This is a genomic window from Raoultibacter massiliensis, from assembly GCF_900199545.1.
GTDB lineage: Bacteria > Actinomycetota > Coriobacteriia > Coriobacteriales > Eggerthellaceae > Raoultibacter > Raoultibacter massiliensis.
Genome location: NZ_LT962671.1, coordinates 149,646 through 175,648 on the forward strand (window position 1 = coordinate 149,646; position 26,003 = coordinate 175,648).

Annotated in this window: 18 protein-coding genes; 11 read left to right on the forward strand and 7 right to left on the reverse strand. The window is 56.6% G+C overall.

Annotation, left to right across the window (positions count from 1 at the left end; all coding sequences use genetic code 11):
• Positions 1 to 246: 246 nt before the first annotated feature.
• Positions 247 to 1,659 carry a helix-turn-helix transcriptional regulator gene (locus C1719_RS04710; protein WP_102374084.1) on the reverse strand — a complete coding sequence of 471 codons (1,413 nt, stop codon included), beginning with the start codon at positions 1,657 to 1,659 and terminating at the stop codon, positions 247 to 249.
• Positions 1,660 to 1,949: 290 nt separating this feature from the next.
• Positions 1,950 to 3,341 carry a DUF2130 domain-containing protein gene (locus C1719_RS16370; protein WP_102374085.1) on the reverse strand — a complete coding sequence of 464 codons (1,392 nt, stop codon included), beginning with the start codon at positions 3,339 to 3,341 and terminating at the stop codon, positions 1,950 to 1,952.
• Positions 3,342 to 3,580: 239 nt separating this feature from the next.
• Between C1719_RS16370 and C1719_RS15660 the strand changes: the two genes are divergently transcribed.
• Positions 3,581 to 3,748, forward strand: a complete 168-nt coding sequence (locus tag C1719_RS15660; protein ID WP_180963476.1) for a hypothetical protein — start codon at positions 3,581 to 3,583, stop codon at positions 3,746 to 3,748.
• A 17-nt stretch (positions 3,749 to 3,765) separates the two neighbouring features.
• Here C1719_RS15660 and C1719_RS04725 read toward each other — a convergent pair whose 3' ends face one another.
• The gene (locus C1719_RS04725) at positions 3,766 to 4,206 is read right to left on the reverse strand and encodes a peptide deformylase (protein ID WP_245874365.1); all 441 of its coding nucleotides are present in this window, start codon (positions 4,204 to 4,206) and stop codon (positions 3,766 to 3,768) included.
• A 131-nt stretch (positions 4,207 to 4,337) separates the two neighbouring features.
• On the opposite strand from C1719_RS04725, the gene C1719_RS04730 reads away from it, so the two are divergent.
• Entirely contained in the window at positions 4,338 to 4,820 is a 483-nt protein-coding gene (locus C1719_RS04730; protein ID WP_102374087.1) for a flavodoxin, read from the forward strand.
• 526 nt (positions 4,821 to 5,346) lie between these two features.
• Here the strand turns inward: C1719_RS04730 and C1719_RS04735 are convergent.
• From C1719_RS04735 to C1719_RS04745, 3 genes are all read right to left on the reverse strand, one after another.
• Positions 5,347 to 6,912, reverse strand: coding sequence for an amidohydrolase (locus tag C1719_RS04735; protein ID WP_102374088.1), 1,566 nt, complete (start codon positions 6,910 to 6,912; stop codon positions 5,347 to 5,349).
• Positions 6,913 to 6,921: 9 nt separating this feature from the next.
• On the reverse strand, positions 6,922 to 8,061 hold the full coding sequence (locus C1719_RS04740; protein WP_102374089.1) for an aromatic amino acid transport family protein: 1,140 nt from the start codon (positions 8,059 to 8,061) through the stop codon (positions 6,922 to 6,924).
• A 309-nt stretch (positions 8,062 to 8,370) separates the two neighbouring features.
• A complete protein-coding gene (locus C1719_RS04745) occupies positions 8,371 to 8,790 on the reverse strand; it encodes a peptide deformylase (protein WP_102374090.1) in 420 nt (139 codons plus the stop codon).
• 356 nt (positions 8,791 to 9,146) lie between these two features.
• On the opposite strand from C1719_RS04745, the gene C1719_RS04750 reads away from it, so the two are divergent.
• The 9 genes from C1719_RS04750 to C1719_RS04795 all read left to right on the forward strand — a co-directional run bounded on the left by C1719_RS04750 (position 9,147) and on the right by C1719_RS04795 (position 23,463).
• Positions 9,147 to 10,841, forward strand: a complete 1,695-nt coding sequence (locus C1719_RS04750) for a DUF2075 domain-containing protein (RefSeq protein ID WP_102374091.1) — start codon at positions 9,147 to 9,149, stop codon at positions 10,839 to 10,841.
• A 597-nt stretch (positions 10,842 to 11,438) separates the two neighbouring features.
• Positions 11,439 to 11,774: a hypothetical protein gene (locus C1719_RS04760; RefSeq protein ID WP_102374093.1), complete on the forward strand. Its 336-nt coding sequence runs from the start codon at positions 11,439 to 11,441 to the stop codon at positions 11,772 to 11,774.
• Positions 11,775 to 12,101: 327 nt separating this feature from the next.
• The gene (locus C1719_RS04765) at positions 12,102 to 12,683 is read left to right on the forward strand and encodes a cytochrome c3 family protein (protein ID WP_102374094.1); all 582 of its coding nucleotides are present in this window, start codon (positions 12,102 to 12,104) and stop codon (positions 12,681 to 12,683) included.
• 13 nt (positions 12,684 to 12,696) lie between these two features.
• Positions 12,697 to 14,286, forward strand: coding sequence for an FAD-binding protein (locus tag C1719_RS04770; RefSeq protein WP_180963477.1), 1,590 nt, complete (start codon positions 12,697 to 12,699; stop codon positions 14,284 to 14,286).
• Between the two features lie 147 nt (positions 14,287 to 14,433).
• Positions 14,434 to 15,900 carry a helix-turn-helix transcriptional regulator gene (locus tag C1719_RS04775; protein ID WP_102374096.1) on the forward strand — a complete coding sequence of 489 codons (1,467 nt, stop codon included), beginning with the start codon at positions 14,434 to 14,436 and terminating at the stop codon, positions 15,898 to 15,900.
• 226 nt (positions 15,901 to 16,126) lie between these two features.
• Positions 16,127 to 18,748 (forward strand): winged helix-turn-helix domain-containing protein, encoded by a 2,622-nt coding sequence (locus C1719_RS04780; RefSeq protein WP_180963478.1) that lies wholly within the window; start codon positions 16,127 to 16,129, stop codon positions 18,746 to 18,748.
• Between the two features lie 261 nt (positions 18,749 to 19,009).
• On the forward strand, positions 19,010 to 21,757 hold the full coding sequence (locus C1719_RS04785; RefSeq protein ID WP_102374098.1) for a molybdopterin-dependent oxidoreductase: 2,748 nt from the start codon (positions 19,010 to 19,012) through the stop codon (positions 21,755 to 21,757).
• A gap of 12 nt (positions 21,758 to 21,769) precedes the next feature.
• A complete protein-coding gene (locus tag C1719_RS04790; protein ID WP_102375927.1) occupies positions 21,770 to 22,375 on the forward strand; it encodes a 4Fe-4S dicluster domain-containing protein in 606 nt (201 codons plus the stop codon).
• Positions 22,376 to 22,545: 170 nt separating this feature from the next.
• Entirely contained in the window at positions 22,546 to 23,463 is a 918-nt protein-coding gene (locus tag C1719_RS04795) for a formate dehydrogenase accessory sulfurtransferase FdhD (protein ID WP_180963479.1), read from the forward strand.
• Positions 23,464 to 24,940: 1,477 nt separating this feature from the next.
• Here C1719_RS04795 and C1719_RS04805 read toward each other — a convergent pair.
• Entirely contained in the window at positions 24,941 to 25,612 is a 672-nt protein-coding gene (locus tag C1719_RS04805; protein ID WP_102374101.1) for a hypothetical protein, read from the reverse strand.
• Between the last annotated feature and the right edge of the window lie 391 nt (positions 25,613 to 26,003).

Below are 26,003 nucleotides of genomic sequence, written 5' to 3' on the forward strand. Positions count from 1 at the left end.
CTTGAGTTGCGATCAAATGCCGCATAAGGCGCCGTGTTATCCCGTCGGCTCGTTGGCCGTGCATTGTTCGTTTGCGCCAACGGTTGGGATGCAGCGGAGCGTGCGACGGGGCCAGTATGGATCCGGCGGTGGGAGGGCACCATCGTTCAGGGGGTATGAAAGCAGCGCTTCTTGTCACCCGAAAACGGGTGACAAGAAAGAATAGCCAGGTCAGATTGCTTCAGAGGAAAGAAAAACCCCGTGCGATCATCGCCAGAAGAGATCGATGAGCTGCTCGCGGGAGTGGACGTCGGTCTTTTCGTAGATGCGCCGGATGTGGGTTTTCACGGTGTTGCTGGAAATGAACAGCTTTTCGGCGATGTAGGGTGCCGACCGCTTTTCGAGAAGCAACATGAGGATTTCCGTTTCACGCTCGGAGAGGCCGTAGCGGACGGCGAGCGCCTGCTCTCTGCGGCGGGCTTCGCCGTCTTCGCGCTGGGGGCGTCGGCGCAGCAGCGAGAATGCGACGATTGTCAGGAAGACGATGCGCAGCGAGACGCTGATGGATAGAGCCAGAGCGTCTTCCAGAAACGGGTAAAGGCTCATGACGAGAAGTGCGAACCCGAGTACGACGGCATTGACGAGGCATGCAGCCAACGGCAAAGCAGCGCGCGAACATGATTCTCTTGAAAACGACGTGAGGAATATTGCGCCGATGGCCGCGTCGCAGAACCCGAGCACGGGGTTGAAGCTTGCCGATGGGCCTGACGTGTCAAGGCCGCTCGTCTGCAGGAGCCATGCAACGACGAGAAGCGATATGCAGGCCAGCGAGCCGATTTTGCACAGGACGTCGCCTGCGGATACCGCGGCGGCGGTTTTCCCTCTGGTTGCGATGACGCCAACGGCAAGAAGAATCGCTCCCGCAGCCAGCGATCCGAGGGTGCTGGCAATGGATACACCCTCGCCGGCGTCGCTTCGAATGACGAGGGACTCGCTGTTGGCGCCCCACATGCAGCCGATGGTGAACACGCAGAGCAGCAGGCAACCGATGTTGATCCAGCTGTTTTGGAGGAATTCGCCCAGATCGTGTTTAGATGCAGGCGTTGAAGCGTCGTCGAGGGGAGTTTCCTCTGGACGCGTTGAGACGACGAGAAGGAGCGCTGCCATCGCGTACATGGCGAACCAGACGGCAGTTCCCAGGCGGTTCGGGAAGGCCAGCACCAGGAGCAGTTTCAGGAGGGCGGCAAGGAAAAGCCCCGCACCTGCGATGAGAAGAGCCTGGGAGCGCGAAAAGCGATGGAGCTCCGCCTCGATGCCGACAATGGCGAAGCTGAAGCCCATGCCCAAAAAGATGCCTGCGATCACAGCGGCTACGGCGACGCCGTCTCCGTACAGGGCGACGGGGATGGCGATGGCGCTGGCTGCGAGGAATCCTGCGCAGAGATTGCGGCGCAAGGCGAAGCCAAGGGCGGCTAAAATCGTAAGAAGGACAGACGTTGCGAGCGCCGAGGCCAGGGCGGAGCGAAACACCGTCCAAAACGCGCTTGCGAGCGGGGAGGATGAGGCGATAAGTCGGCTGGAGTCTGCGAAGAGAAGCAAAAGGAGGAACAGAGACGCCACTGCGAGAACCGTCATGCCGCTGCGCACCGCGGGCACACCTTGCCCTTTGCGGATGTTCACGAACCCAAAGCCTCCCTCTTTTCGTTCCAGAAGCGCCTCATTATATCACAGGGCCGACCTTTGTCTGCCGTACCGTCCGCGGCGATCGTTTCTGCCAAAACACATCATGCGGCATCGGGAAAACCTCGGATTATCACAGAGGTTGATTTTGCGTCTAGCTGGCAGAATCGCACACCGAGAAGCGGCGGGCGTCAACAGGCGATCTTATGCGAACCCGAGGCAGACGTCTGCGGAATTGCGCGACCGCAAGGATGGGCGCGCTTTCTTAATCGGGCAGCTGTCGGCTGCGCCTAGTCGGATGCTTCAGGGATTTCGCTGCTCGCCTCGCCGAGGCGCCTTTCTTTTTCGAGTTCGTCGAACTTGGCCTTCATCGTGGGGTTGTTGCGCACGAGTCGCTTGATGGTGAGGTTTTCCGCCTTGTCGTTTGCCAGGCGTAGGTTTCTATCGGAGGACAGCAGCGCGTCTTTGGTCTTCTGCAGATGATCGATCGTCTTGTCGATCTCGTCGATGGCGGTTTGGAACTTGCGGCTGGCCAGTTCGTAGTTTCGCGCGAATCCCGTCTTGAAATCGTTCATCTGCTCTTCGAAGTTGGTGATGTCGATGTTCTGGCTGCGCAGCGTTTGCAGCTGCGCCTTGTATTCAAGCGAGTTCATGCCCGCGTCGCGCAAAAGCGTGATCATGGGGATGAAGAACTGGGGCCGGATGACGTACATCTTCGGATAGCGGTAGCTTACATCTACGATGCCGGTATTGTAGAGTTCGCTTTCTGGTTCGAGCAGCGAAACGAGGATGGCGTATTCGCATCCTTTGGTCGTGCGGTCCTTATCGAGTTTTTTGAGGAAATCCTCGTTTTTGTGCTTGGTTGCGGTCTCATCGTTCTCGTTCTTCATCTCGAACATGATGGAGACGATCTCGTATGCCGTCTTCTGCTTGAAAAAAAAAATGTAATCGCCTTTCCTTCCTGCGCTCGCATCGTTGTCCTTCTCGAATTGGGCTCCTTTGAAAGCGGTTGCGCGCAGCTTGTTGAATTCGGTTTCGCAATGCTGCTCGAGGGTTTCGCCGACCATCTTGGTGGAGAGCTTCGCCTTCATGTCGCGAAGACGCTCGATTTCTTGGTCTTTGAAGCGGATGATTTCTTGCTTCGAGAGGATCTCGCTGTGCATCTTCTCTTTGTACGACGCCTCGATCTGAGCCTTCTCGCTTTCCTTGAGCTTTACTTCGTTGGCAAGCGCATCGCGCTCCCGCTCGGCTTTCGAGACGGCTTCGCGTACCGCGAGCTGCTTTTGGGTTTCGAAGGCCTCGATTTGAGCCCGCAGTGCGTCGCGTTCCTTTTCGAGCTTGGCGGCTGTTTCCTGCACGGCAAGCAGCTTCTCTTTGTCGAAGGCCTGTATCTGTGCTTTGAGACGTTCGATTTCGGAGCTCTTCTGATTGAGCTCTTCCTGGACGCGCAGGTTCAGCTTGGAGAACTCGGTATCCTTCTGGCTAAGCTCTTTCTGGTTCTGGGCGGCGAGTTTTTGCTGGACAAGCTGTACGGCCTGCTCCTTCTCGCGCTCCATCGCCTGTTCGCGCTCGCGAATGGCTTTATCGAATTCGTGATTGCGTACTTGCTGCAAGATTGCAGCGTAATCGGATTCGTCGACGGTGAAAACCTGTCCGCAGCTCGGGCATTTGATTTCGTTCATGGGTTCTTTTCCTCCAAGCTCGAATGACTTGTGTGTTGATCGGTATTGTAGACGAGTCCGCGCATGTGCATGTGTACCGAATTGGGGTCAAGCGGTGGCTTTTTGGCGGATGGGGGTGGCGCTTCTCGGCGAGCGACGGATCCTTGATGTGGCGTAGCTGTACCGATATAGGTATAGCTACTGTGTAAATAAGCAGTATTGTTCATCGCAATGGAAACGAGATAAGAATGGTGGACGGTATGGCAAAGAATACGGCGAAATTCGTCGACGAACTACAAAGGGAGCGTGCTCTTTTCATTCAATTCGAGGAAATCGAACGCAAGCGCGAAGCGGAGGCGATGACGAGCATCGAGGGGAAAGCGAATGCGCTCATCGATCTGTTCGCCTCCTATCGGCGCCCTGCGTAGCGGTTTGCGGCAGGCCCCTACACGACGATTCCGTCGCAGTGATCGATTTCGTGTTGGATGATCTGCGCGGTCCAGCCGGTGTACGTCTTCGTCTTCTCGCGGAATTCGGCGTCTTGATAGCGCACCTTGATAGTGCGGTAGCGCGTGGCGGGGCGGCGTCCGGCAAGGGAAAGGCAGCCCTCGTCGGCGGCGTATTCGCCGGCGCGGCTGACGATCTCGGGATTGTACATGATGCGGTACGTTCCCTCGTCGTCGAAGGCGATGATGCGCTTGAGCATGCCGATCATGTTCGCAGCCATGCCCACGCACTCGTGGCTGTGTGCGGCGAGCGTATCGAGCAGGTCTTGCGCTGTCGGAGCGTCGCTTGGGCCTGCGGGTTCTGACGGGCGGGCGAGGAACAGCTGGTTGGTCATGATGGGCTTGATCATGGGCTTCCGATCTTGCGATAAAGGATACATGGTTTTTCTAGTGTAGGTCGGTTTCGTCCCGCGTGTTTTTTCGGATTCCAGTGTTGCGGAAATCTCCATTTGACTTCGAGTCCGCTCCAGGTTCTACAATCGCAGGGAAAGCAATCGAACAGGAGGAAGCAATGGGCAAGAAAACATTGGTGGCGTACTTCTCGTGCAGCGGCGTAACCGAGGGCGTAGCCGAATCGTTGGCGAAAGCAACGGGCGGCGATCTTTTCGAGATCGTGCCCGAGGAGCCCTATACCGCCGCCGATCTTGATTGGACGAACAAGTCGAGCCGCTCGACCGTGGAAATGAACGACCCCTCGTCGCGACCTGCGATCAGAAGCGTCGTGGCGGATATGGACGGCTATGATGTGGTGTTCATCGGCTTTCCCATCTGGTGGTACGTTGCACCGACCATCATCAACACGTTTCTTGAGGCGTACGATTTTTCGGGAAAGACGATCGTGCCGTTCTGCACGTCGGGTGGAAGCGGCGTCGGACGTACGGGCGAGGTGCTTCAGGCGCTCTGTCCCGACTCTGTTTCGTGGCGCCCTGTCAAACTGCTGAACAATGTATCGACGGCGAGCATGCGGGCGTGGGTTGAGGGCTTGAACCTGTAAGGCGTTTGCGAGCGGCGGGGCTGGTTGCGGGCGCCGTCGGCTACGGGCTCGAATGAGTTTTGTGTCCCGACTTCTGATTTTCTGCCGAAATGAACCGATCTGAAGGGAATCGGTCCTAATTTGCGGGGCGCTCGATCCTCGGATGAGGAATATTGCGACCCATTGCAATGCGGAAGGAAAATACAGCTTTGTGATCTGGTGTTTTGCGATGAGACACAGAGCGCGTCGCATGCCGTTTGCATGTTGTCTGCCTGTTGCGAGAACCAGTCCTTCAGATCGGTTCATTTCGGCGAAAATCGGCGGTTTGGGTTGCGATTTCGGATCGGCGCAGCTTCGTGTCGCGGTTTTGGGTTGGTGCGCTGTTGGGCAGGTGGGTGCGATTCGATCGCGAAGCTGCAGTTCGGGTTTCGACTACGCGCATTGCTTGCAAGTGCGCTATCGTCTGCGGGCGGCAGGGTGCTTGCAGACGGCAAAGCGGATCGCGGGCGCTATCGTGCCCCGCCTGTGCCTTGCCGCCCCAGGCGCGCTAGATTTTCTTCGGTTTCGTCGTAAGCAGGCGCACGAACGCCCCGAGCCCGTCGGGCAGGGGTTTGTATCGCTTGCCGTGGAGCCACATGCTCTGCGCGCGCATGCCCTCGAGGTCCGACGGTTCGATTTCGAGCAGGTTTTCGGCGCAGGTGAAGAAGCTCGCCTCGTATCCTTCGCGCAAGACGCCCTTCTTCTCGCCGAGCATTTCGCCGCCGTTGACGGTGTATGTTTTGAGCGCCTCGTACGCTGAGAGCGACTGGTCTTCCACGTAGAACTCGCGCATACCGCGCATCTGCAGAAACGGATCCACCGATTGCACGGGCGCGTCGGTCGATCCGCAGAGGGGTACGCCCGCTTCGGCCAGCCGCGCAAGGGGAATTTGGCTCGCTATCTGGCTTTCGCTCAAATAGCGCTCGTAGCCGTGCAGGTACCGTTTGTCGATCCAGGCGTAGCCTGGCTGCACCGTAACGAAGGGCTTCAGCTTGCAGACGCGTTCGACGGCATCCTCTGAGGGAAACTCGCAATGGTCGATGCGATGCCGCCCGGGCACGCGCTCGAAGATGCCCACCAGCTGATCGATGGCTGCATCGCCGATAGCGTGTGCCGAAACCATGAACCCGCGGTTTGCGAAGCCTTCGATGGTGCGTGCGAGTTCGTTATCGTCGAAGTAGAGCGAGCCGGTAGAACCGTCGGCATAGGGCTCCGAAAACGCGGCCGTGCGCGACCCAACCGAGCCGTCGAGCTCCCATTTCATGCAGCCTCCTACGCGCTTCGCGTCCATGCGGGGGAGCACTTTTTCGAGTTTCTCCTCATCCATGTACTGGGGAAATATGCGGACATCCAAGGGGAAGCGCTGCGCGAGGAACGCGGTGAGTTCGGCCATGCGGTCGCGTTCGCTGTCGTCGGTGCCTTCGAGAGCGCACACGGTGCCGATTCCGTAGGCGGCGCACTGGTTGCAGAAGTGCGCGATGCCGTGTGCAAGGGCGACCGGCGTGATGCTCGAGGCCAAGTGGTCGGTGAACTTCCCGAGGTTCGCATCGTGGGCGGGGCCGGAAAGTATGCCGTCGGGTGCGACGTCCCCAAGCTCGAGCGCATTGAGGAGGGCGGATGAGCATGCTCCCGAATGACCGTCGATGTTGATGATCCAAACGGGCGCGCCATCCGCCCATTCGTCGAGCTCGTAGCGGTTGGGCAGGCGCCCCTCGTCCATGGCGGCGGAAACGTAGTTGCTGAATATCAGAAGCGACCCGGGCTTCGATTTCGCGGCATAGGAGCGGATCTCCCGTTCGACGCCTGCGAGGTCGTGCGGTTCCACGCGGCCGTTCACGATGTTGCAGATCTGCTCTCCCATGCTTGCGAGCGCGATGGCTTCGAGCATATGCAGATGCGAATCGATGAGAGCGGGGAACACGTGTGCGCCTGCGAGGTCGATCGTCTGCACGTTCGGGCCGTCGGCTGACTCATCGAACCCTACGATCACGCCGTCCTCGACCGTCATCGAACGATGCGCGTCGGTTTCGCTTTCCATGGTGTGGAAGGTTGCGTTGACGAAAACGGTCTTCATGGCGGCTCCTTAAATGCCGACTGCGCTGCCGATGGCCATGAATAGAAACGCTAGCAGCACGATAACCTGCATGGGGGTGCTGGCTAGAGCGTCCGACAGGAGCAGCTTGCCGTTTTGGCGGCGGCAGCGACGAAACGCCGGCACCACGAGAAACGCCATCATGATGGCGATGAGGCCGCCGGCAGTGCGCATGATGTCAAGGAATCCGCCAAGGTTCAAGAGCACGAGGATGAGCGAGGGCAGGGTTGCGATGAGCCAGCACAGGCGGCGATTCCACTTCGTCTGCTCTTCGATGATGTCGGACAGTGCGAGCGAGATCGACCAGTAGGTGGTGAGCATGGCGAGCACGGTGAATGCCGATCCGAGTACTTGGGCCCAAAGCCCTATGCCCTCCGACCAGCCGATCATCGCGAGTTCGGTGATGCGTGCAGAACTTGCAAGCGAGCAGGTGACGATGACGACGATGAACATGAGGTTGAGTCCGAGCCCGATAAGTATTGCCTTGCGCACTTTTGCGGGATCGCGATCGAGCCCCTCGACGGCTTGCGGCACGCTGAAGAATGCGACGAACGAGAACATGGCCATGCCGAAGAAGGCGAGAATCTCGTTAGGCTGGCCTACGGTATCGAAGGGAAGCGGGTTATGCCAGTTGAAGAGCGAAGCAACGCCGAGTATCGCCACGATGACGATGATGATGCTGACCGATATGGCCTCGCTCACGCCGAGCACCTTGAGCCCGAAGAACACGACGGCTGCAGCGATCACGTAGAACAAGAGTTGGGCTGCCAAGGGAGGAAGGCCCGCCGCTTGGAATATCTCGGCACCGCCGGCAACATAGGCGGCGAGGTTCGTGATGAGTACGAGCGTGGTGAGGACGAACAGCGCGATAACGAACACGTTGCCGTGCTTGCCGCGGAACAGGTACGTGCGGAACACCGAGATGACCTGCGTGCCCTTGCCGCTTCCTATGGTGATTTCGGCGAGCATCATGTGCATGCAGTAACTGAAGAAGAACGCTGCAAGCATGATGGCGAGGCCGGGGATGAGTCCGGCGCGATTCACGAGGTAGGGAAGCGTCATAACGCCGCTGCCCACGCCGTATCCGGTGATGATGCAGGCTGCCTGCCAAACCGTGAGTTTTTTCTCCATGGGTAGAAATCCGTTCTTGTCTATCGAATGCCAAACGCAACCTCGCATTGTACACCGCATAGGGGCGCTTCGGAAATGAGGGGTTGCTTGACCAGGGCGCGCGGCGAGGGGTTCAGCCGCGCTTGGAGCCCTGACGGCTGATACCGCCCTTGTGGCCCGACGCCTTGTTCGGACCTATGCCTGCGCGGGGAACGTTGATCGCCCGCGGAGTTGTCGGGCGCGCGCTCTTTGCGGCGAGCGCACGCGCCCACCGTTCTCTATCAGGGTTGTTCGGGGCTTTGGCCAAGGTGTACCTTCTTGCGCGGTGCGCTAAACCAGTTTGCCCTTGCAGTGGTCGATCATGTGCTGGATGATCTGAGCCGTCCACCCCGTGAAATCCTTCTTGCGGGGCGCGAGCGCGCCGTCGACGAGCTCGTCGTAGGCGACCTTGATGCGGTCGTAACGCGTCACTTTGGATTCATCTTCGAGGGAGAGGCAGCCCTCGACGGTCTTGAACGCGCCGAGGGCTTGCTTGAGCACAGGGTTGTACATGACGTGCGGCTGGTCGTTGTCGTCGAGATACACGATGACGCGCTTGGCTATGCCGATCTGGTTGGCGGCCAAGCATGCAGCGCCCTCAAGCGACGCGATGGTATCGAGCAGATCTTGCGCTACGGTTTCGTCTTCGGCCGTTGCCGCCTCGCAGGGCTGCGAGAGGATCGCTTCGTCTTTTACCAATTCCTTGATCATGGTGCTCCTGTCTTGGGTGGGGTGATTCCCGCGCTTTCGCTAGGTGAAAGCGCGTTGGCTTCCTGGTGAATTCTAGCACGAAGGCGAATGCTTGTTGATCGGTTTGAACCGACGGCAGGGAAGTCGGTCCCTTCTCTGCTGGAAATGCAAGCGCGATTTCTTTCAAGAGAAAGACCAGGGCTTCGATGCTGCAAGCTCGGTTTGGCCTCTTCGTTTTCTCGGATGATAGAGCGATCACCGCCTGATCCTTCTTGCCGATGGCGTATATGCTGCACAATCGCGTTTTGCGATAGAATGGCATTGACTGGTGATCTTTTCATTCGGAGGTATAAGGCGATACCGAGAGGCGCAGATTCATGAATGTTGTTCCAACCGAATTCGTTCCAGAACCACCAAAAGGCTCGTCGTTCGTTATCGATAGATGCCCTTTCCGCTATGGCGAACGTATCGATATGGCTGTTTTAAACCTAGCTGAGGATAAGATAGTCAACTGGCCGATGGTGTACATATTGGCTAACGAGGACACTGCCTACGTCGGTCAAACGACGAGTGTTGCCAATCGGATAAACCAGCACGGCGCAAACGAGGAAAAGAAAGACTTTGCCAGCGTCAATATCATCTTCAATGAAGAGTTCAACGTTTCCGCTGTAACCGATTACGAACATCGCCTTATCGGTCTTATGCACGCCGACGGCAGATACAGATTAACGAACAAGAACGATGGCATGACTGATACGAACTACTTTTCGAAAGCTCAGTATGCAGGCATGTTCAATGATCTCTGGGAAGAGCTCAGGCGTCTGGAGCTTGCTGAACACACGATTGACGAAATCGAAGAATCCGAGGTGTTCAAGTATTCGCCCTATAAAGGGTTGACCCCCGACCAAAGGGTTGCGCTCGATAAGATACTCGAAGCCATCGAAGGAGGTCTTGACGATGCGAAGCCCATCGTGGTTGAGGGAATGCCTGGAACCGGAAAGACGATCCTTGCGATCTACTTGCTGAAGGCCCTGAAAGACAATCCAAAGTATGCTGGGATGAACGTTCGGATTGTCGAACCGGTTACATCGCTTCGGAATACCCTCAAGAAATCGCTCGCTAGCGTAAGCGGTATGAACGCTGATGACATAATCGGCCCTGCCGATCTTATCAAGCCCGATTATCGATATGCGGGAAGGGACGCGAAAAGTTTCGATATCGTCCTTGCCGATGAGGCCCATCGGTTAAAGCGGAGGGTGAACCTTGGTACTCAGTTCGGGAATTTCGACAAAGTAAACGAAGAGCTTGGTTTGCCTAAGGGGGCAAATCAAATCGAATGGATACTCGATCAGGTGAAGCTACCTGTTTTCTTTTACGATCCCCTGCAGACGGTAGGGCCCTCGTGTGTTGGAAGGGAGGCTGTTCGATCTGCTCTTGGCGATGCTGTTTCCAGTCCGATAAGGCTTGATAGCCAAATGCGAGTTAAGGGCGGAAAAGACTATCTCGACTACATTGCCTCTGTTCTCGCCGATGCCGATCCTGAGCCACGAACGTTTGAGGGGTACGAAATCGTGATGCATGGGAGGTTCGAAGACTTTGTTGCGAGCTTTGAGGAGACCTGCGAAAAGCATACCTTGAGCAGGATGATTGCTGGGTATGCTTGGAAGTGGGTGTCCAAAAACGATCCCGATGCATACGATATCGAAATCGACGGCGTCAAAAAGCGATGGAATTGCACTTATGACAACTGGGTTGGAAAAGGCGTAGACGATCCTGCCGTTGCTCGCGAGGTCGGGTGCATCCACTCAACGCAGGGATACGATCTGAGCTATGCGTACGTCGTCATTGGCAACGACATTAAGCTGAATTCGTCAACTGGAAAACTGGAAGCGAATAAGAACGGTTATTTCGACAGGAACGGTTATGCGACTGCTTCGCAAGAAGAGCTGACCCAATACATCAAAAACATCTACTACGTTCTGCTGACTAGGGGAATTTACGGGACGCATGTATATGTGTGCGATGAGGGGCTAAAGAAGCATTTTAGCCAGTATTTCGAGGTGATCGAATAGCCACAGGATGAAAGAATCGATTGCTGCATCTTTGCCCATCTTGGATCGTCTGCCGTTTCGGTTGCTTTGCTACTGCGGATGACGAATGCCGATAGGCATCTAGGGCGCTTTGTCTTACGCGAACGCCCGTCTCTTTGAATACGTGTTCTGTATCGAAGCATGGCGAATGGCACGATGCTTTCGACCTGGCATGAGCAACGAAAGCTGGTTGTTGTATGAACATTGGTTGCGCAACTGATCCTTACGACAGGGAATCAAGCTTGTATCTTATGGCGTACCTCGATGTACTGGGGACTACTCAAAGGATAAGGATCGAGTCCATGCGGATGAAACGCTCAATATCTTTCATAACCTTTATGCCTTCAGTACTTCGATAGCGGGGGAGATATTCAAGGAGGAAGCGGAAATCCGTTTTCGTATTTTTTCTGACAATCTTGTTGTTGCATTGCCTCTTTCGGACGATATCGAGAAGCAGCATCGGATGATTGTTTTGTTTTTACGAGCTATCTGCAACATTTAGTCTTCATGTGTCGGAGATTGCGTTGGGTGGCTGCTTCGGGGTGGGATAACGATCGGTTCTGCCTATATGGATGAAGGATGGTATGGGGCGAGGCTCTTGTTGAAGCTCACTATTTAGAGGATTGTTTGGCGATCTTTCCTCGGGTAGTGCTTGCCGAGGGCACGGCACGTTACTTGCTGGAGGACGAGGAATTATCCGTCTTCGTTAACCAGGATTTTGATGGAGTTTATTACCTTAACTACCTTTCGAATTGGTCGTACTGCGGAGAGGTGCTTGCAGCGGGCTTTGAGCGGATGAAACAAGAGGCTATGCCGAACGCTCGCTTCGATGTGATGCAGAAGTTAAGGTGGCATATGAATTATGCGAATCGGGAGCTGGAGAGAAAGGGAGAAAGCGCGCGTCTCTCCCTCTAAGCCGGTACCGGGAATTGGTCGTTGCCGAGGCGATCTTTGATGCGTTTTCTCTAGAGCTTGGATTTTTTTCGGACAGGTATTCACCTTAAGAGCCTTAAATCCCAAGATCAGCACCTTAACCCCCATCAAATATGGGGTGTTTTGGTCTGACGATCAAACCCCTTTCACCATGAAATATGCGGATTTCGTACCCGTGGCCCCTTCGCCATACTCCTTGGTAATCCATCGGCCTTGAGGCCCATGAAGGCGAGGTAGGAAGTTAGGGGTGATGAGGCGGGCAGCCGATGGTCGGACCAAGAAGAACTTTGGACTCGAAAGGTGAGAGAGATGTTGGGAAAGAAAGAGGGGATTGCGTCGCAAAGCGCGAAGCTGCGAATGCTGCTTGCGGTTGTTGCTCTGACGGCTATGCTTGCCTTGGCGCTTACGGCATGCGCTCCTGGCGGATCGAAAAGCGATTCCGCTGGCGACGGGGGCGTTGATTGGGATGCTATCATCGCCGAGAATCCGGACGACCCGTTTGTGGCGAGCTATTCTTCGGGCGATGACGACCACCTTGTAACCATGCACCAGAAGCTTGGGTACACCTGCGCCGATTGTCATGACGATGCCGATGCTCAGCTGGTGGGGACTCTTGAGGAGCCGGTGGAGTCGTCCGAATCCAACGTAGGGACGCGCGAGATGTGTTTGAACGAGGCATGCCACCCCAGCTGGGACAAGATCAAGGAAAGCACCATCATGGACGGCGAGTCTACCGTGTACAACAGAGATGCCAAATACAACGTTCACGACAACCATCGCGGTGAAGTCGATTGCGGCGAGTGCCATAGCATGCACGAGACTTCCACGTTGAACTGCGTTGAATGCCACAACCTTGGCGAGCTGCCCGAGGGTTGGGATGGATACGAATAGGAAGGGAGGAAAGATGGGAGCAAAGGTATCACGTCGCGATTTCTTGCTGGGTTCTGCGGTTTTGGGAACGGGTCTTCTGGCTGCCGCCCCTTTGGCGGTCGGAACGCAGGCTGCCTATGCAAAGGAACCCGATAGCGTCGAGGAAATCGACGAAAGCATTGAGCCGTCCGAAGTTTACGAGTGCGATTTCTGCGTATGCGGATCCGGCACCGCTGGCCTCTGTGCGGCGAACCGCGCTGCTGAGTTGGGTGCGAAGGTCATCTTGGTAGATGTGGTGACGGAAAACGGGGTGGGCGGCAATTCTCGTTACGTAGAAAACATCGGGCACATAGCCGTCGGCACCGATAATGCCCTGCAGGCTCAAGGCGAAGTCGATACGTTCTACGATTCTCTTTCTGCGTATCATCGCTATGCAGGCAACACCATCATCACGCGCCGGTTCTCTGATACGGGCGAAGAGGTTCGCACGTGGACTTCGGAGTTCCAGGGCGTTACGTTCAACGCGCGCGGAAAATACGACGAGGGTCCCGATGAGATGTCGGGCGGCATGAACGCCGTTATGACCATGTACGAACTCGGCAAGAGCCAAGGAGTGCAGTTTATTTTCGATGCTCGCGCATTCAAGCTGCTAACTGACGAGAGCGGGGCTATCTCCGGCGTTTTGTGCAAGAGCCGCAATAACATGGTGATCCAGGTGAATGCGAAGGCCGTCGATCTTTGCACCGGCGGGTTCTCGGCGAACCGCGAGATGTTCGAAAGCTTTACGCACGTGAGCTACGACAACGTTATCGCTCGCGGCACCATGGGAACGCAGCGCGGCGACGGCATCACCATGGGCCTCGAGCTTGGCGCTCTGCTGCATCACCCCACTGCCATCAACTACTGCAGCCCCGTCCTTCCGGGCCATTACAACAAGGGCGCGCTGACTATCTGCGGATGCAACCAGGCGGATACCATCTTCTTGAACCAAGATTCCCGTCGCTTCTGCGATGAGAGCGTCATCAAGGACTGGACGCTTTCCGGCAACATCTGCAGCCAGCAGCAGCACGTGTATACGATCATCGACCAGGACTTCGTGCAGAAGATCATGGACGAAGGCGTGGTGACGCGCCGTGCCAACTACTTCGAACCCGGTACGCCCGTTCCCGAGTTCCAACAGGAGATCGACGACGCGTTGACGCGCGAGAACCCGCGCGTGTTCAAAGCCGATACGATCGAGGACCTGGCCAAGCAGCTCGGCCTCGACCCGGAAGCTGCGGCAGCTGAGATCGAGAAGTTCAACGGATACGTGGATGCAGGCAAAGACGCCGATTTTCTCAAGGATCCAGAATACCTGCGCAAGGTTCAGACGCCGCCGTTCTACGGCTTCAAGACCATGCTTGCGTTCTATAACACCGTCGGCGGCTTGAAGGTCGACGAATACGCGCGCGTTATCGGAAGCGACTACAAGCCGATCCCCGGTTTGTACGCGGGCGGTTCGGATGCCGGCGGGCTTTTCGGTCCGTATTACGATGTGAGCATCGCACCCGGCTCGACGCAGCTTTGGGGTCGTGTTTCGGGCTATTGGGCTGCGAGCCATGCGGTAGAGGAGTATATGGCGTAGTCGGCGGGATCGGCTAATACGGTTTTCCCTTCTGGTGAGGCGGCAGTGGTCTGAGGAAACTGCCGCCTCACCTTTGCGCTGTCTACGGGTATAATTTTCTGCAGAGAGATTCGCGCTTATCATGTTGCTGTTTGAGGGGAAGTTGAAATGGAGAAGGCGAACAGATCCCGCATCTTCGTTGCGGCGCTGGGCTTTTCGCTGACGTGGATCTTCTTGCAGCCGAGCACTCTCCCGTGGCCGGAGCAATTGGGGGAGGGTGGCTTTTCCGATACGTGGTACGGCATACTTTTGGGTGCCTTCATAGCTCTGTCCATTGTTGTCATCGCTGGTCGGCGGTATGTGGAGCGGTTCATTGAAGGCCACAGGATCATCTTGTTCGTTTTGATGATGCTGTCGTTGGCGGGATTCGCCCTGCTTCAGTCGGCGGGATCTTTCGGCTCGGCTGAGCTGATTGCATGCTGCGCCGCATCGCTGCTTGCCGTGGGGTATCTGGCGATAATCATGGCATGGATATGCGGAATCGCGACGCTTGGCGGGGCAGAGGCGGGGCTGGTGGTTGTCCTCTCGGTCGTGCTTCACGTGCTGATCCGATCCGTGTTCATTGCGATGGGGGACGTTCTTTTTGCCATAGACAGCTTTGGTCCGGCTGTTTCCGGTGTTTTATGGCTTGTGTTTCGTGCGCTGGGGGATGGGGATCCTGATCGGCTTGAGGTTGACTCTGTCGAGAGCGGGCGTTCGATCGAATACGGCATCGGCGTTTTTCGCGATCCTGCGTTCGCGATGGTGGGGGCGTATGTGCTTTGCATCATCTGCGGGCGTGTGACCATGGGCGTATATTTCAATACGCTGGGCCACCCTTCCGCAGACACGCTGCTCGTGCGCAACGCCTTGGTTGGATTGCTCGGGTTGCTTTATCTGTTCGTATGGCGAAGGCGCCCCGATGACGAGCGGTTGTCGTTGGTGGCGTGGATACCGCCGACCGTCATGCTCCTGTTCGGGCAGATTGCCATTCTCGCGCTCGGCGCGGAGCAATCTCCTTTGAGCAGCGCAGCTATCACGGGTGCGCTCATGTGCCTCGAGGCTATTTCGCTGATCATGTTGTTTCGGCTCGCCTATCGAAAGCGCGCTTCGGCGGTGCTGGTGGTTGGATCGGGCTTCTTGGTCGCGCGGTTGATCCCGCTGGGCATCCAGCGCTCGCTTGCGCTTCAGCTGATCTCGTTTTTCACGGTGCCGTCCAGCTCTCTTGTGTTTGTGGTCATCACCGCTGTCATGGTGATCATCATCGGCGTGTTCGTGGTGGTTTTTCGCTTTGCCATCACGTCCGGCTCGGATGTGCGGGCTTTCGCGCAAAAAGATGCGGTTGGAAGGTCGGGTGAGCCTGCGAGACCGTCGCGTGAGGAGATCGTGCTAAGCATAGGAAGGGGAGCGGGGCTGACTCCCCGCGAGATCGAGATCATGGGTCTGGTAATCGAGGGGAACAGCCAAAAGAGGATATCGGAGAAGTTGACGCTTTCCTACGGCACGGTCCAGTGGTACATGAAGGCCATCTATAAGAAACTCGATATTCACTCGAAGCAGGATTTAGTCGATCTGGTGCAGGAGCGGTTGGGGTGAGGGAAGGCAGATCGCTTCGTTCGGCGCTTTTGGCCGCCTCGCGAGAAACCATGCCCGGCTGTTGGTCGTAATGTCGATTTTGCGTAATGGCCGCAGAAGATCTTCGGACGGATCTTACGGACGTCATCGTGAGAAAATCGCGCGTGCTATAATCGCGGTACGGGGATTCGCCTGAGGATTCGGGCGCAAGATGGGATGGGTTCATCGCGCGGCGTCAGGGGGAAGCGTGACGAAATCTGGGAAATACATAGCTATGCTGCCCACCAAGGTTCGCAGACCCGAACCGTCGGATAAAGCGGTGGTGCGCGAGCGCGTGGTGGAGAAGATGTCGCGTGCTTTGGGCTACAAGATCGTGACGGTTATATCTCCTGCAGGGTTTGGCAAAACGACTGCCGTTTCCGCATGGTCTGCTACGCTGGGAAATACGGCCGTCGCCTGGTTGCACGTGGACGAGGTCGATTCGGGCGCAGATCGGTTTTGGAGCTATTTCCTGGGCGCTCTCGAGGTTGCCGATCCGCTGCTCTGCGAAAGGCTCGATGCAATGCTCGCGCTTCAAGGGCCCGTGCCCGCGTTTCTCGACGAGCTCATATTGGGGCTTGCGGCATACGGAAAGCCCTGCGTTATGGTTTTGGAAGACTACCACAGGCTTTCTGGTGCGGGCGAGATTCACGAAGGTATCAGCTACGTCATCCGTCATTTGCCGGAAAACGCGCATCTGGTCATCACCTCGCGTGCGACGCTGCCTATCCCGCTGTCTCGAATTCGCGTGCGAGGCGAGCTTCTTGCGGTAGACGAGGGGGATCTTGCGTTCACGCCCCAGGAAACGGGGCTTGCCATGCTCAAGCATGGGGTTCGGCTGTCCAAAGACGACGCGCGGCGGGTGTTCGAGGCACTGCGGGGCTGGCCTGCGGGCGTCGCCGTCATTGCTCTTCTGTGCACCACGGGATCATCCGACGAAGTGGAGCAAGCCCTTGCGAGCGCGCGCCACGACATTCGCGCTTATCTCGTGGAAGAGGTGTTCGACGGCTTGTCGGAAAAGACGCAGGACTTTCTCGAAGCTACGGCTATCGTCGATTCGTACAACGTCGATCTGGCGTGCGAGCTTACGGGGCTCGGACGCGGAGAAGCGTCTGCTGTCATCAAAGAGCTCATGGGAAACGGCTTGTTCGTCGGGCGCACGGAGCGTGACGGTCACGGGGAGGCGTGGTATCGATATCATCACCTGTTCGCCGACCTTCTCGAAGATCGGATTCGCCAGATGGACAGGGCGAGGGTAGAGGAGCTCTCTTTCAGGGCTCGAGACTGGCTCGACGCTCACGGGTATCTTGACAGCGCGGTCGAACTTTCATGCAGGATAAAAGACTACGGGCATGCACGTTCCGTGATTCTTAGGCAGTGGGAGGGCTGCTATACCAGCGATTCGCATCGCATGCTCACCAGGTGGGCCGACCTCATGCCCGAAGAGGAGGTGAGGTCTGACCCCCTTGTATGCGCGGTGCTGGCTCTGCCCGTTATGATGGCTGCGGATTACGGGAAGGCCCGAGAGTACATCCAGATAGCGGAGGCAGGCTGCGAGCGCTTGAAGGCGGGCGAGAAACGCGATCTGCTTTCCGGCTTGTGCATGGTGCAGCGCGCCTATCTTGCCACCTATCAGAACCACCGCGAGGAGTCTGCCTGTTTCGCATCGGCTGCGCTTGAACGGCTCCCGCGAAGCGAGGCGTACCTGCGCGGAACGATGAAGCAGGTTCTTGCTTCGCGTCACTGCTACGACGACCCCTTCGCTTCGAAACGCGATCTCGAGGCGATCATCGCCGAGCAGCGGGAGCGGGGCAATGCAAGCCTTCTCGGCGCTCTCTATTGCAATCTTGCCGTACTGGATGCTCAGCTGGGCCTTGATGACAAGTCGAAGTACATGTGCGAGCAGGCCTATGCCCTGTTTGCCGAAAAAGATCGGTTCTACATGCCGATGTACACGTTCGCCTACTATGCGGAGATGCTTTGCGCTTACGGACGAGGCGATTTTGAGGAAGCGCTTGCGTTTTACGAAAGGTACGAGGGGGCCAACCTCGGCATCATCGTGTCGCACTACGACACGGAGGCGCTTTGCCTTAAGGCGAAGGCCCTCTATCGCCTCGGCATGCCTCAGGCGAAGCAAACCTTTCTCGGCGCGTGGGCCTCGAACGAGAATGCGGTGTACATGACAGTTCCCTCGCTTGCGATGATGCGCGACTGGTGCAGCGTGTTCGGGTTGGACGAGCCTCCTCGGTGCAATCAGGCGGGTGCGCTCGATCATGCCTGCGTGTTTTTGGCTATGAGAGAGTACGTAATGGGCAATATGGCTGCCTGCGAAGAGGTCTGCCGTATGGCCGATGCTCTGCCCGAGCGCAACCGCGCTGCCAAAGTTGCAGCTCACGGCATTGCGGCGCTCTTCTCTTTTTCGACAGGGCATCTGCATCATGCTCATGCGCATATACGCGCCGCCGCTTTGCTTGCGGGTGGCAGCGGGCTTGTCCAGCTGCTTTACGAGAATGCATCCGATCTCAAGGGGGCGGCTGATCTCGCCTTGGGGGATTCGGATCTTTCCGTTGCCGAGAGGGCCGTACTCGGGGAAGTTGCGAGAGCCGCCGACGCGATCTCGGCATCGCAGGCGCCTCTTTCGCTTACCGAGCGCGAACTCGAGGTTCTCAAAGAGCTTTCGTCGGGGGCTACCGTCGCTCAAGCCGCAGCAAACCTGTTCATTTCGAAAGACACCGCGAAAAGTCATCTCCAAAATGCTTACGGTAAGCTTGGGGTCCACTCTAAAGTCCAGGCCATCTCGGTCCTGCGCGAAGCTGGCATTCTCGGCTGATTCTGTCAAAGCGCTCTGGCGGCACTCGAATCACCCCGACCCTCACCTCTTCGGGTGATTTGCGAAGTGCGCTTTCAATCCCAGAATAAATGCAGTTCGTCCCCGCAGGGGTCCGCGCAAGCGGGATGCGGGGGGCTTTTTGGACGAGATCGCCAGATGGGAGGCTGTGATTCCGCCTGTCTTAGACATGGGCACGCATGCCTTCTTCTGCTCGGATTCGTTCGGAAATCCTTTTGGCTCGAGATGAGAGGAAGGTAGAAGATGAAGGTGAAAGAGGCGAGCATCTCTCGGCGTAGCTTCGCGATAGGCGCAGGCGCAGCTGTCGGTGCGGGCGTGGCCGCAACGGCGCTCGGGTGCGCGCCGTCGGGGGGATCCGATAAGGGGTCCGAACCGGCGGGAGCGGATGCACAGGTGAAGAGCGCCGTGTCGCATGACGACGGCGAGTGGATCCCAAGTACCTGCAACATGTGCTTCAACAACTGCTCCATCCTCGCGCACGTCGTTGACGGCACGTTGGTGGAGATCACCGGCAATCCCGACAGCCCGATCGGCGGCGGGCGCATATGCGCGAAGGGTGCAGCGGGCATCATGCAACTCTACGATCCCAACCGCGTTACCAAGCCGCTCAAGCGGACGAATCCCAACAAGGGCTTCGACGAGGATCCGGGTTGGGTCGAGATCAGCTGGGATGAGGCGTACGACACCATCGTATCTACGCTGCAGGCGGCATCGGCGACCGAAGGCAAATGCGTCGGCGGGGCATCTATGGTGGCGGGTCTCAATGGCAGCGTGTGGCGCTCGCTTGCGATCGGTTGCGTGTGCGGTGCATCCGAAGGCCTCCTTTCCGACATCTGCGGTGCGGGCATCCATGTGGTGGAGGCTCTTTTCACCTCCAATGGCAACGCCATGCCCGACTACGACAACACCAACTACGTGATCCAGTTCGGTACCCAAGCGGGCACTGCGACCCGCCATGGGTTTACCATGACGTGCGAGCGGTTCGCGCAGCGCCGCCGTGACGGGCTCAAGCTTGTAAGCTTCGATCCGCACATGAGCGCAGGCGCCGAGCAGGCCGATATCTGGATGGCCCTTCGTCCGGGGTCGGATGCGGCTGCGGCGCTTGCGATCGCCAACGTTCTCGTCGAGAACGACTTCATCGACCGCGAATTCCTCGTCAAGCGCACGAACGCCTGCGCTTTGGTCGACCCTGATACGGGCCGCGTGCTGCGCACGTCCGATGAGGCGATGAAGTCGATGTATTGGGATCAGAAAGCGGGGGAGCCCAAAGCGTACGACGAGGCGGGTGATCCCGCTCTTGAGGGTACGTTCGATGTCGACGGCAAGCGGTACAAGACCGCGTTCGAGGTTTACAAGGAGCACATCGCGCCGATGACCCCCGAATGGGCGGCCGACATCACGACGCTCGATGCCGATGCGCTGCGCAAGATCGCGCTCGAGTTCGGCGAGGCGGCGTGCATCGGACAGACCACGACGGTCGATGGCGTCGAACTTCCGTATCGCCCTGCGGCGGTCGACATCTTTTCGGGCGTCTCCCGCCATAAGCATGCGATTTTGAGCACATGGAGCTGCCTTATGATCAACGTGCTCATAGGCGGCTGCAATTCCGTGGGCGGCTTCATCGGGTTCGGGCCCGCCTGCAACGGTTGGACCGACGACAATCCTCAAGCGGGGTTCCGCGCTACTATTTTCGAGCCCGATGGGTTCCTCAACAACACGTCGCTTATGCTCGGCGCGCCGCATTCGTTCTACGACACCATCTACAACGGCGACTATACGCCCCAAGGCATGGGGATGGCGGCTTTGCAGCCTCTTTCCGAGGACGGTCATTTCGTGCATGTTGCGCAAAGCGACCCCGACCGCTACCATACAAAGCCCATAACGCATCTGTTCTGGTATGCGTGCAACCCCATCAAATGGTGGGCGAACGCCGACGAGCAGGCCGAGGTTTACAAGAAGATGGATTTCATTGCGGGCTGTGATTTGTTCTTGAACGACATGAGCCTGTTCAGCGACATCATGATTCCCGAGGCGACCTATCTCGAGCGCTGGGATGTGCTGCCGCAGTGGTACATGAACCATCGCATGCCGGGCGGCATGACCAAGCCGTGGACGCTTGCCATGTGGCAGCCGGTCGTGGAGCCGAAAGACGGCGTTCCGGGATTCATGGACATCTACGGAGAGCTTTGCTATCGCGCGGGCGAGCAGTCGAACGCCGCTTTCATCGGCGCCCTTGCCGGTATGTACCGCATCAAAGAAGAGTACATGCCCGACCTTACCCAGAAGCTCGACAAGGAAGTCTTCATCGATGCGGTGTACAAGTCCAACATCGACGAGGAGCACGGGCTCGATTGGTTCAAAGAGAACGGCGGGGTCTATACCCACGACCGTACCGTGGATGAGGTCTACATCTGGGCGAACGACGCTCCGGGGCGCATACCGTTTTACTGGGACTTCATGCTCGAAATGAAGGACAAGGTCGAGGCCAAGGTTGCCGAGCTCGATATTCCTTGGGAGACCGACGACTACATTCCCTTGCCCGAATGGCGACCAGGTGGCGATTTCTATCCGGTTGAAGACGCTGCTTTCGACATGTTCCCCATCTACTACACCAACGCCGCCAATACCGACAGCTGGACGGTGGAGAACCCTTGGCTCAACGAAGTCAACGAAGACGACGGCGTGACCTACTGCATCGAGATGAACCCTGCAACCGCCAAGGCGAAAGGAATCGAGAGCGGAGACGAGATCGTCATCACCTCGACCGCCGGCTATTCGGTTGAGGGCAAGGTCGTGCTCAACGAGGGCATCCATCCCGAATGCCTCTCGTCTGTGGTGGGCACATGGGACTGCAAGAGCAAGGCCATGTCGATCGCATTCGGCAAGGGCGTGAACCTCGTGAGCTTGCTGCCTGGTACGAAAGCCGAGCGCATGGATCATATCGTTTCAGCTTTCGACCAGCTCATTCGTGTCAAAATCGAGAAGAAGTAGGGTGTGATTTCCATGGCATACGGAATGCTCATCGATCTGAAAAAATGCGTCGGCTGCCATGCGTGCTCGGTGGCATGCAAGGAAGCGCACGGTACACCCCCGGGAGTGCGCCGCTCTCATGTGGAGCGGGAGACGGAAGGCGTCTTCCCCGATGTGAAGCGGACCATCGTGCCGATGCTGTGCATGCAATGCGAGATCGCGCCTTGCGTGGAGAATTGCCCTACGGGTGCGAGCATCAAGCGCGAAGACGGCATCGTCATCGTGGACAAGGAGACGTGCATCGGGTGCCAGACGTGCATCGAGGCCTGCCCGTACGGTGCGCGCTACTACCGTGCGGACGACATGGGATACTTCGGTGAAGAGCTCAACGAGTACGAGAGCGTCATGTACGTCGATATGCCGAAGGGCACCGTCGACAAATGCACCTTCTGCGTCGAGCGCATCGACGGCACGGGCGAGCCCCAAGCGTGCGTGGCTGCGTGCCCGGCGGGCGCGCGCGTGTTCGGCGACCTCGAGGACATCAAGGCTGAAGCCGAGGCTGCGAACGGCTTTCAACTGGAGGCGGATGTGAGCACCAACCCCTCGGTGTGGTATCTGCCTCACGAGGCGAACGCCTAAACGCGTGTGATTGCAGGAGGCGCCGTGCGATGCCTCCTGCAGGTTGTGCTGTGGGGCGTTGCGGTTTTCCGCTGCGGGTTCGCCCTTTCCCAACGCGCCCGGCTTTGCCGCTGGCCCCCTTCCCGAGCGGCGGGCTGGGCGCTCCCTGGATGTTCGAGCAAGGAGACCCCATGAAGACGGTAGATCTTTCGGTGCAGAGAAACCATGCGATTAGATCGGGATACCCCATGCTGCACCTTGGGGCCGATGGCGGCAGGAAGAAGTCGTTCGACGAGGTTCAGACGGAAAGCGCATTGGATGTCCTTCTCGACGGAAGGCCGGTGATGCGGCTTATATGCGATTTGTCCGATACTGTCGCTCTGGTTGTAGGGCGTTTGTTCACTGAGGGATTCATCGGGGGCGTTTGCGATATAGCGTGCGTCTACGTGAATCGGCATGCGACGGAGGTTCGCGTGACGCTTGCTTCGTCGGCGTCGAGGAGGCTGCGGGGGGAGGCGAGGGATTCGGAGCCCGTCTCGATCGCGACCCACGGTGCTCTCCAGCGCGAGTTAGGGAGCCGTCTTCGTCCCGTGAACCCGATTCCCTGGAGCGCAGATGACGTGTTCTCTCTCGCGCGGGTTTTTTCGAGCGATTCGCCCATGCATCGGCGCACGTTCGGCGCGCACAGCTGCTATGTTGCGCTCGGCGATCGGGTTCTTTTCTGCTGCGAGGATCTGGGCAGGCACAATGCTTTCGACAAGGCGATAGGCAGAGCGCTGATCGAGGGGATTGACCTCAGGCGGGCAACGGTGTTCACAAGCGGGCGAACTCCCGCGGACATGACAGCGAAGGCGATACGCGCAGGGATTCCCATCCTCGTGTCCAAGGCCGTGCCCACCGATCTCGCAATCGAACTTGCACGCAAAAACGGGCTTACCCTCATCTGCTCCGCGCACCCCGATTCGATGCGAGTGTTCAACGATCCGCTCGGATGTGCCGAGGTGCGCGGATGCGGCGATGGGCTGCGACTCGAGGTGCAGGGCGCTTCGTGGGAGGCTACTCGCGTGCTTGGATCGTGTTCCGGGGAGGTTGCGCTCGGGGTTTGTTAGAGGTTGCACAGCTCGGCTTATCGGATGGGGGCAGTTGCGGGCGATATGCCTTTGTTTGTCGGCAACGAGTTTTTGCAGCCTGCTCAGCAAACGGATATCCGTTTGCCGTACGGTGAATCTCCAAGCTGGAAGCCCGAGTCCATTGACGGTTATTTCCCCGAGTGGCGCAGCATGCCATCGGATACGAGATCGATGAGCTCTTGCTTGGTGTGTATCTCCAGCTTCTGGTAGATCTTTTTATATGCGTCTGTACCGTTCCTTCGCAGGTATTTGGATAATATTTGTCATTGGGCAAAAAGATTCCACGCATAAGCCCGAAAATCGCACCATGGAAACATCTTTAAGCTCGAAACAATTTTCGATAATCCAATATGCAACGACGCCGAAATATATTCCTCGGTCCTTTATCCCAGGGCGTTGCGAAACATGGAAAACAGCGCTTTCGGCGCTCGGCCTTATCGATCCTTTGATCAGGATATCTTCCTTAGGAGAGTCAGACTGAATTGACTGCGTCTCGTTGAAAAAGATATCCATTATTTCAACCTCGTCTAAAGGGTCATGTGGATAGACGCTTAACTTCTTACCATCAAAATGGAAAAACATTCCAGGCTCAACATGCTCTATGGGAGCGGACAAACTCTCAATTATTCCATTTATGGGCAAATTACTAGCTCTTCTTATTCCAGTTGCTCAATCTGTCTATCAAAAAACTAAAACACATAGTTCTAATTTTATCGTCGACTTAAACACTTTCCCAGCATGTTGAATCTTCAAATTCATTCGCTTTTTGTTTCCATTCATTTATAGCAGTTTGAACTTTGTCAGATCATCCTTAAGGAAAGGAAACGCAATGACTGCGTACAGGCCAAAACGGGTAATTGCTGAATCTCGTCATGTCGATTTAAAGATGCCAATGACACGCCCAAGAGAATGACAAAATGCGGATTTAAAGCCAGGGAGCAAACGGAGGAATGAGAGCGGTGCCTCAAATCTGAATCAAGCCTACGGACGCTGACTCTCTCCGAGTTCTTTCAAGTCTACACCTGTGACATCAAGTCGATAATGGCTGCGAGCGCATGGGAAACCAAGCAGGAGCTTTTGAAGGTATGGTTGAACCTTATCTTGGGGCAACGCTTATCGAGGAGCTCTCCACTCAAGACGTACTGCTATAGCAAGAGCTGATGCGCGTCATGCGAAAGAAAGACGGATCGCATTATTCGCCGACCTATCTCAGAACCATTAACAACTAGCTCGATGCGATCCTGAACCATGCGACCAACTCCTATCGGCTGACGCATAATCCATGAAAGGTCTTCGCAAGATGGGAAAGAAGAGGGCCGAGAAGATGAACTTTTGGTCGATGGCGGAATACCGCATTTTCGCCGAGCAAATCGAAGGCGTTTCCTTTGTGCACGGCGCCTTAGCCCTGCAAGCTCGAAAACAGAAAGCCAGACAATAAATCGAATCTCCGGTACCTCTATAGCTCTTTAATTGAAGGATATATGTCGGGGTCGATCCCGCGACATATCACTTGAAATGCTGCACTATCAGTCAAGCACGTGTATAAGCCCATTGCAGCACATGTGCGCGAAAGCATAAAAAGAGGGAGCTTTTTTGGCGCATGAATATAATCAGTATTACAAGTGGTGATTTTTTCGATGCATCGTTTTGCCGCAACGATTCTTAGAGTATCTACTAGTTCCATGATGAACTGGACATTACAGGCATGACCTTTAAGTTCGTGTTGATACCTGAGAACTTCAAATCCCTTTCTCCATTCTCGAATCTGAAGATAAAAGTAATCAGGTAAATGCGCGACGGGGCAATTACCTTTTGGATGCAACGCGTAAATCTCGTCTCGGATCTCTTGATCAAGCGCATCATATAGCTTATCTAGATCATGCATTCTTTTTGGATGTTTTTTATTCATATACAAAAACGATTTCAAATACAACTCACAAGCAAATGCCATGCATGATTCAGCGGCAGCGCTCACCATCAAGCTCACATCATGGGTCATGCCAATGGATACAAAGCGGTAAAAAGAGTCTCCACTTTCAATACATGACGCCGCTGTAGAAACATAGTCTTCTTCTGTAATGAGTTCGCTCTTTTCATTATCTTCGAGCTGAAAATGAAAAGTTGTCATTGCGTCCCCCTATTCCCACTCGATGGCGTCGGTTCTGCCGTCCCGTCATTCCAGTTACACCCAGTTTTCGGCATCGACACGGAACGCGTGCCGCCGAATGACGCGATGTCGCGTTTCGTCGGCTTCGGGGACAAAAGTTGGGACAACCTCAAAAACTTTTTTCAAACTCAGGGCTTTGAGTTTTTGTTTTTGTCCCAAAGGAGCTTCCGGCCGTGATTCGGGTGCCCGATTGGGCGGAATCGCCCGTTTCTGAAACTCAACCGCAGCATCACGCGCAAGCCACTCGCAACAACTGCAAATGATTGGTCGCGGGCGGCTTCCAACGCGATTCCAAAGCCGCAGGTCAGGCGACTGCGCTGCTGGCAGGGAAAGGGAGTCGTATCAGGCGGCT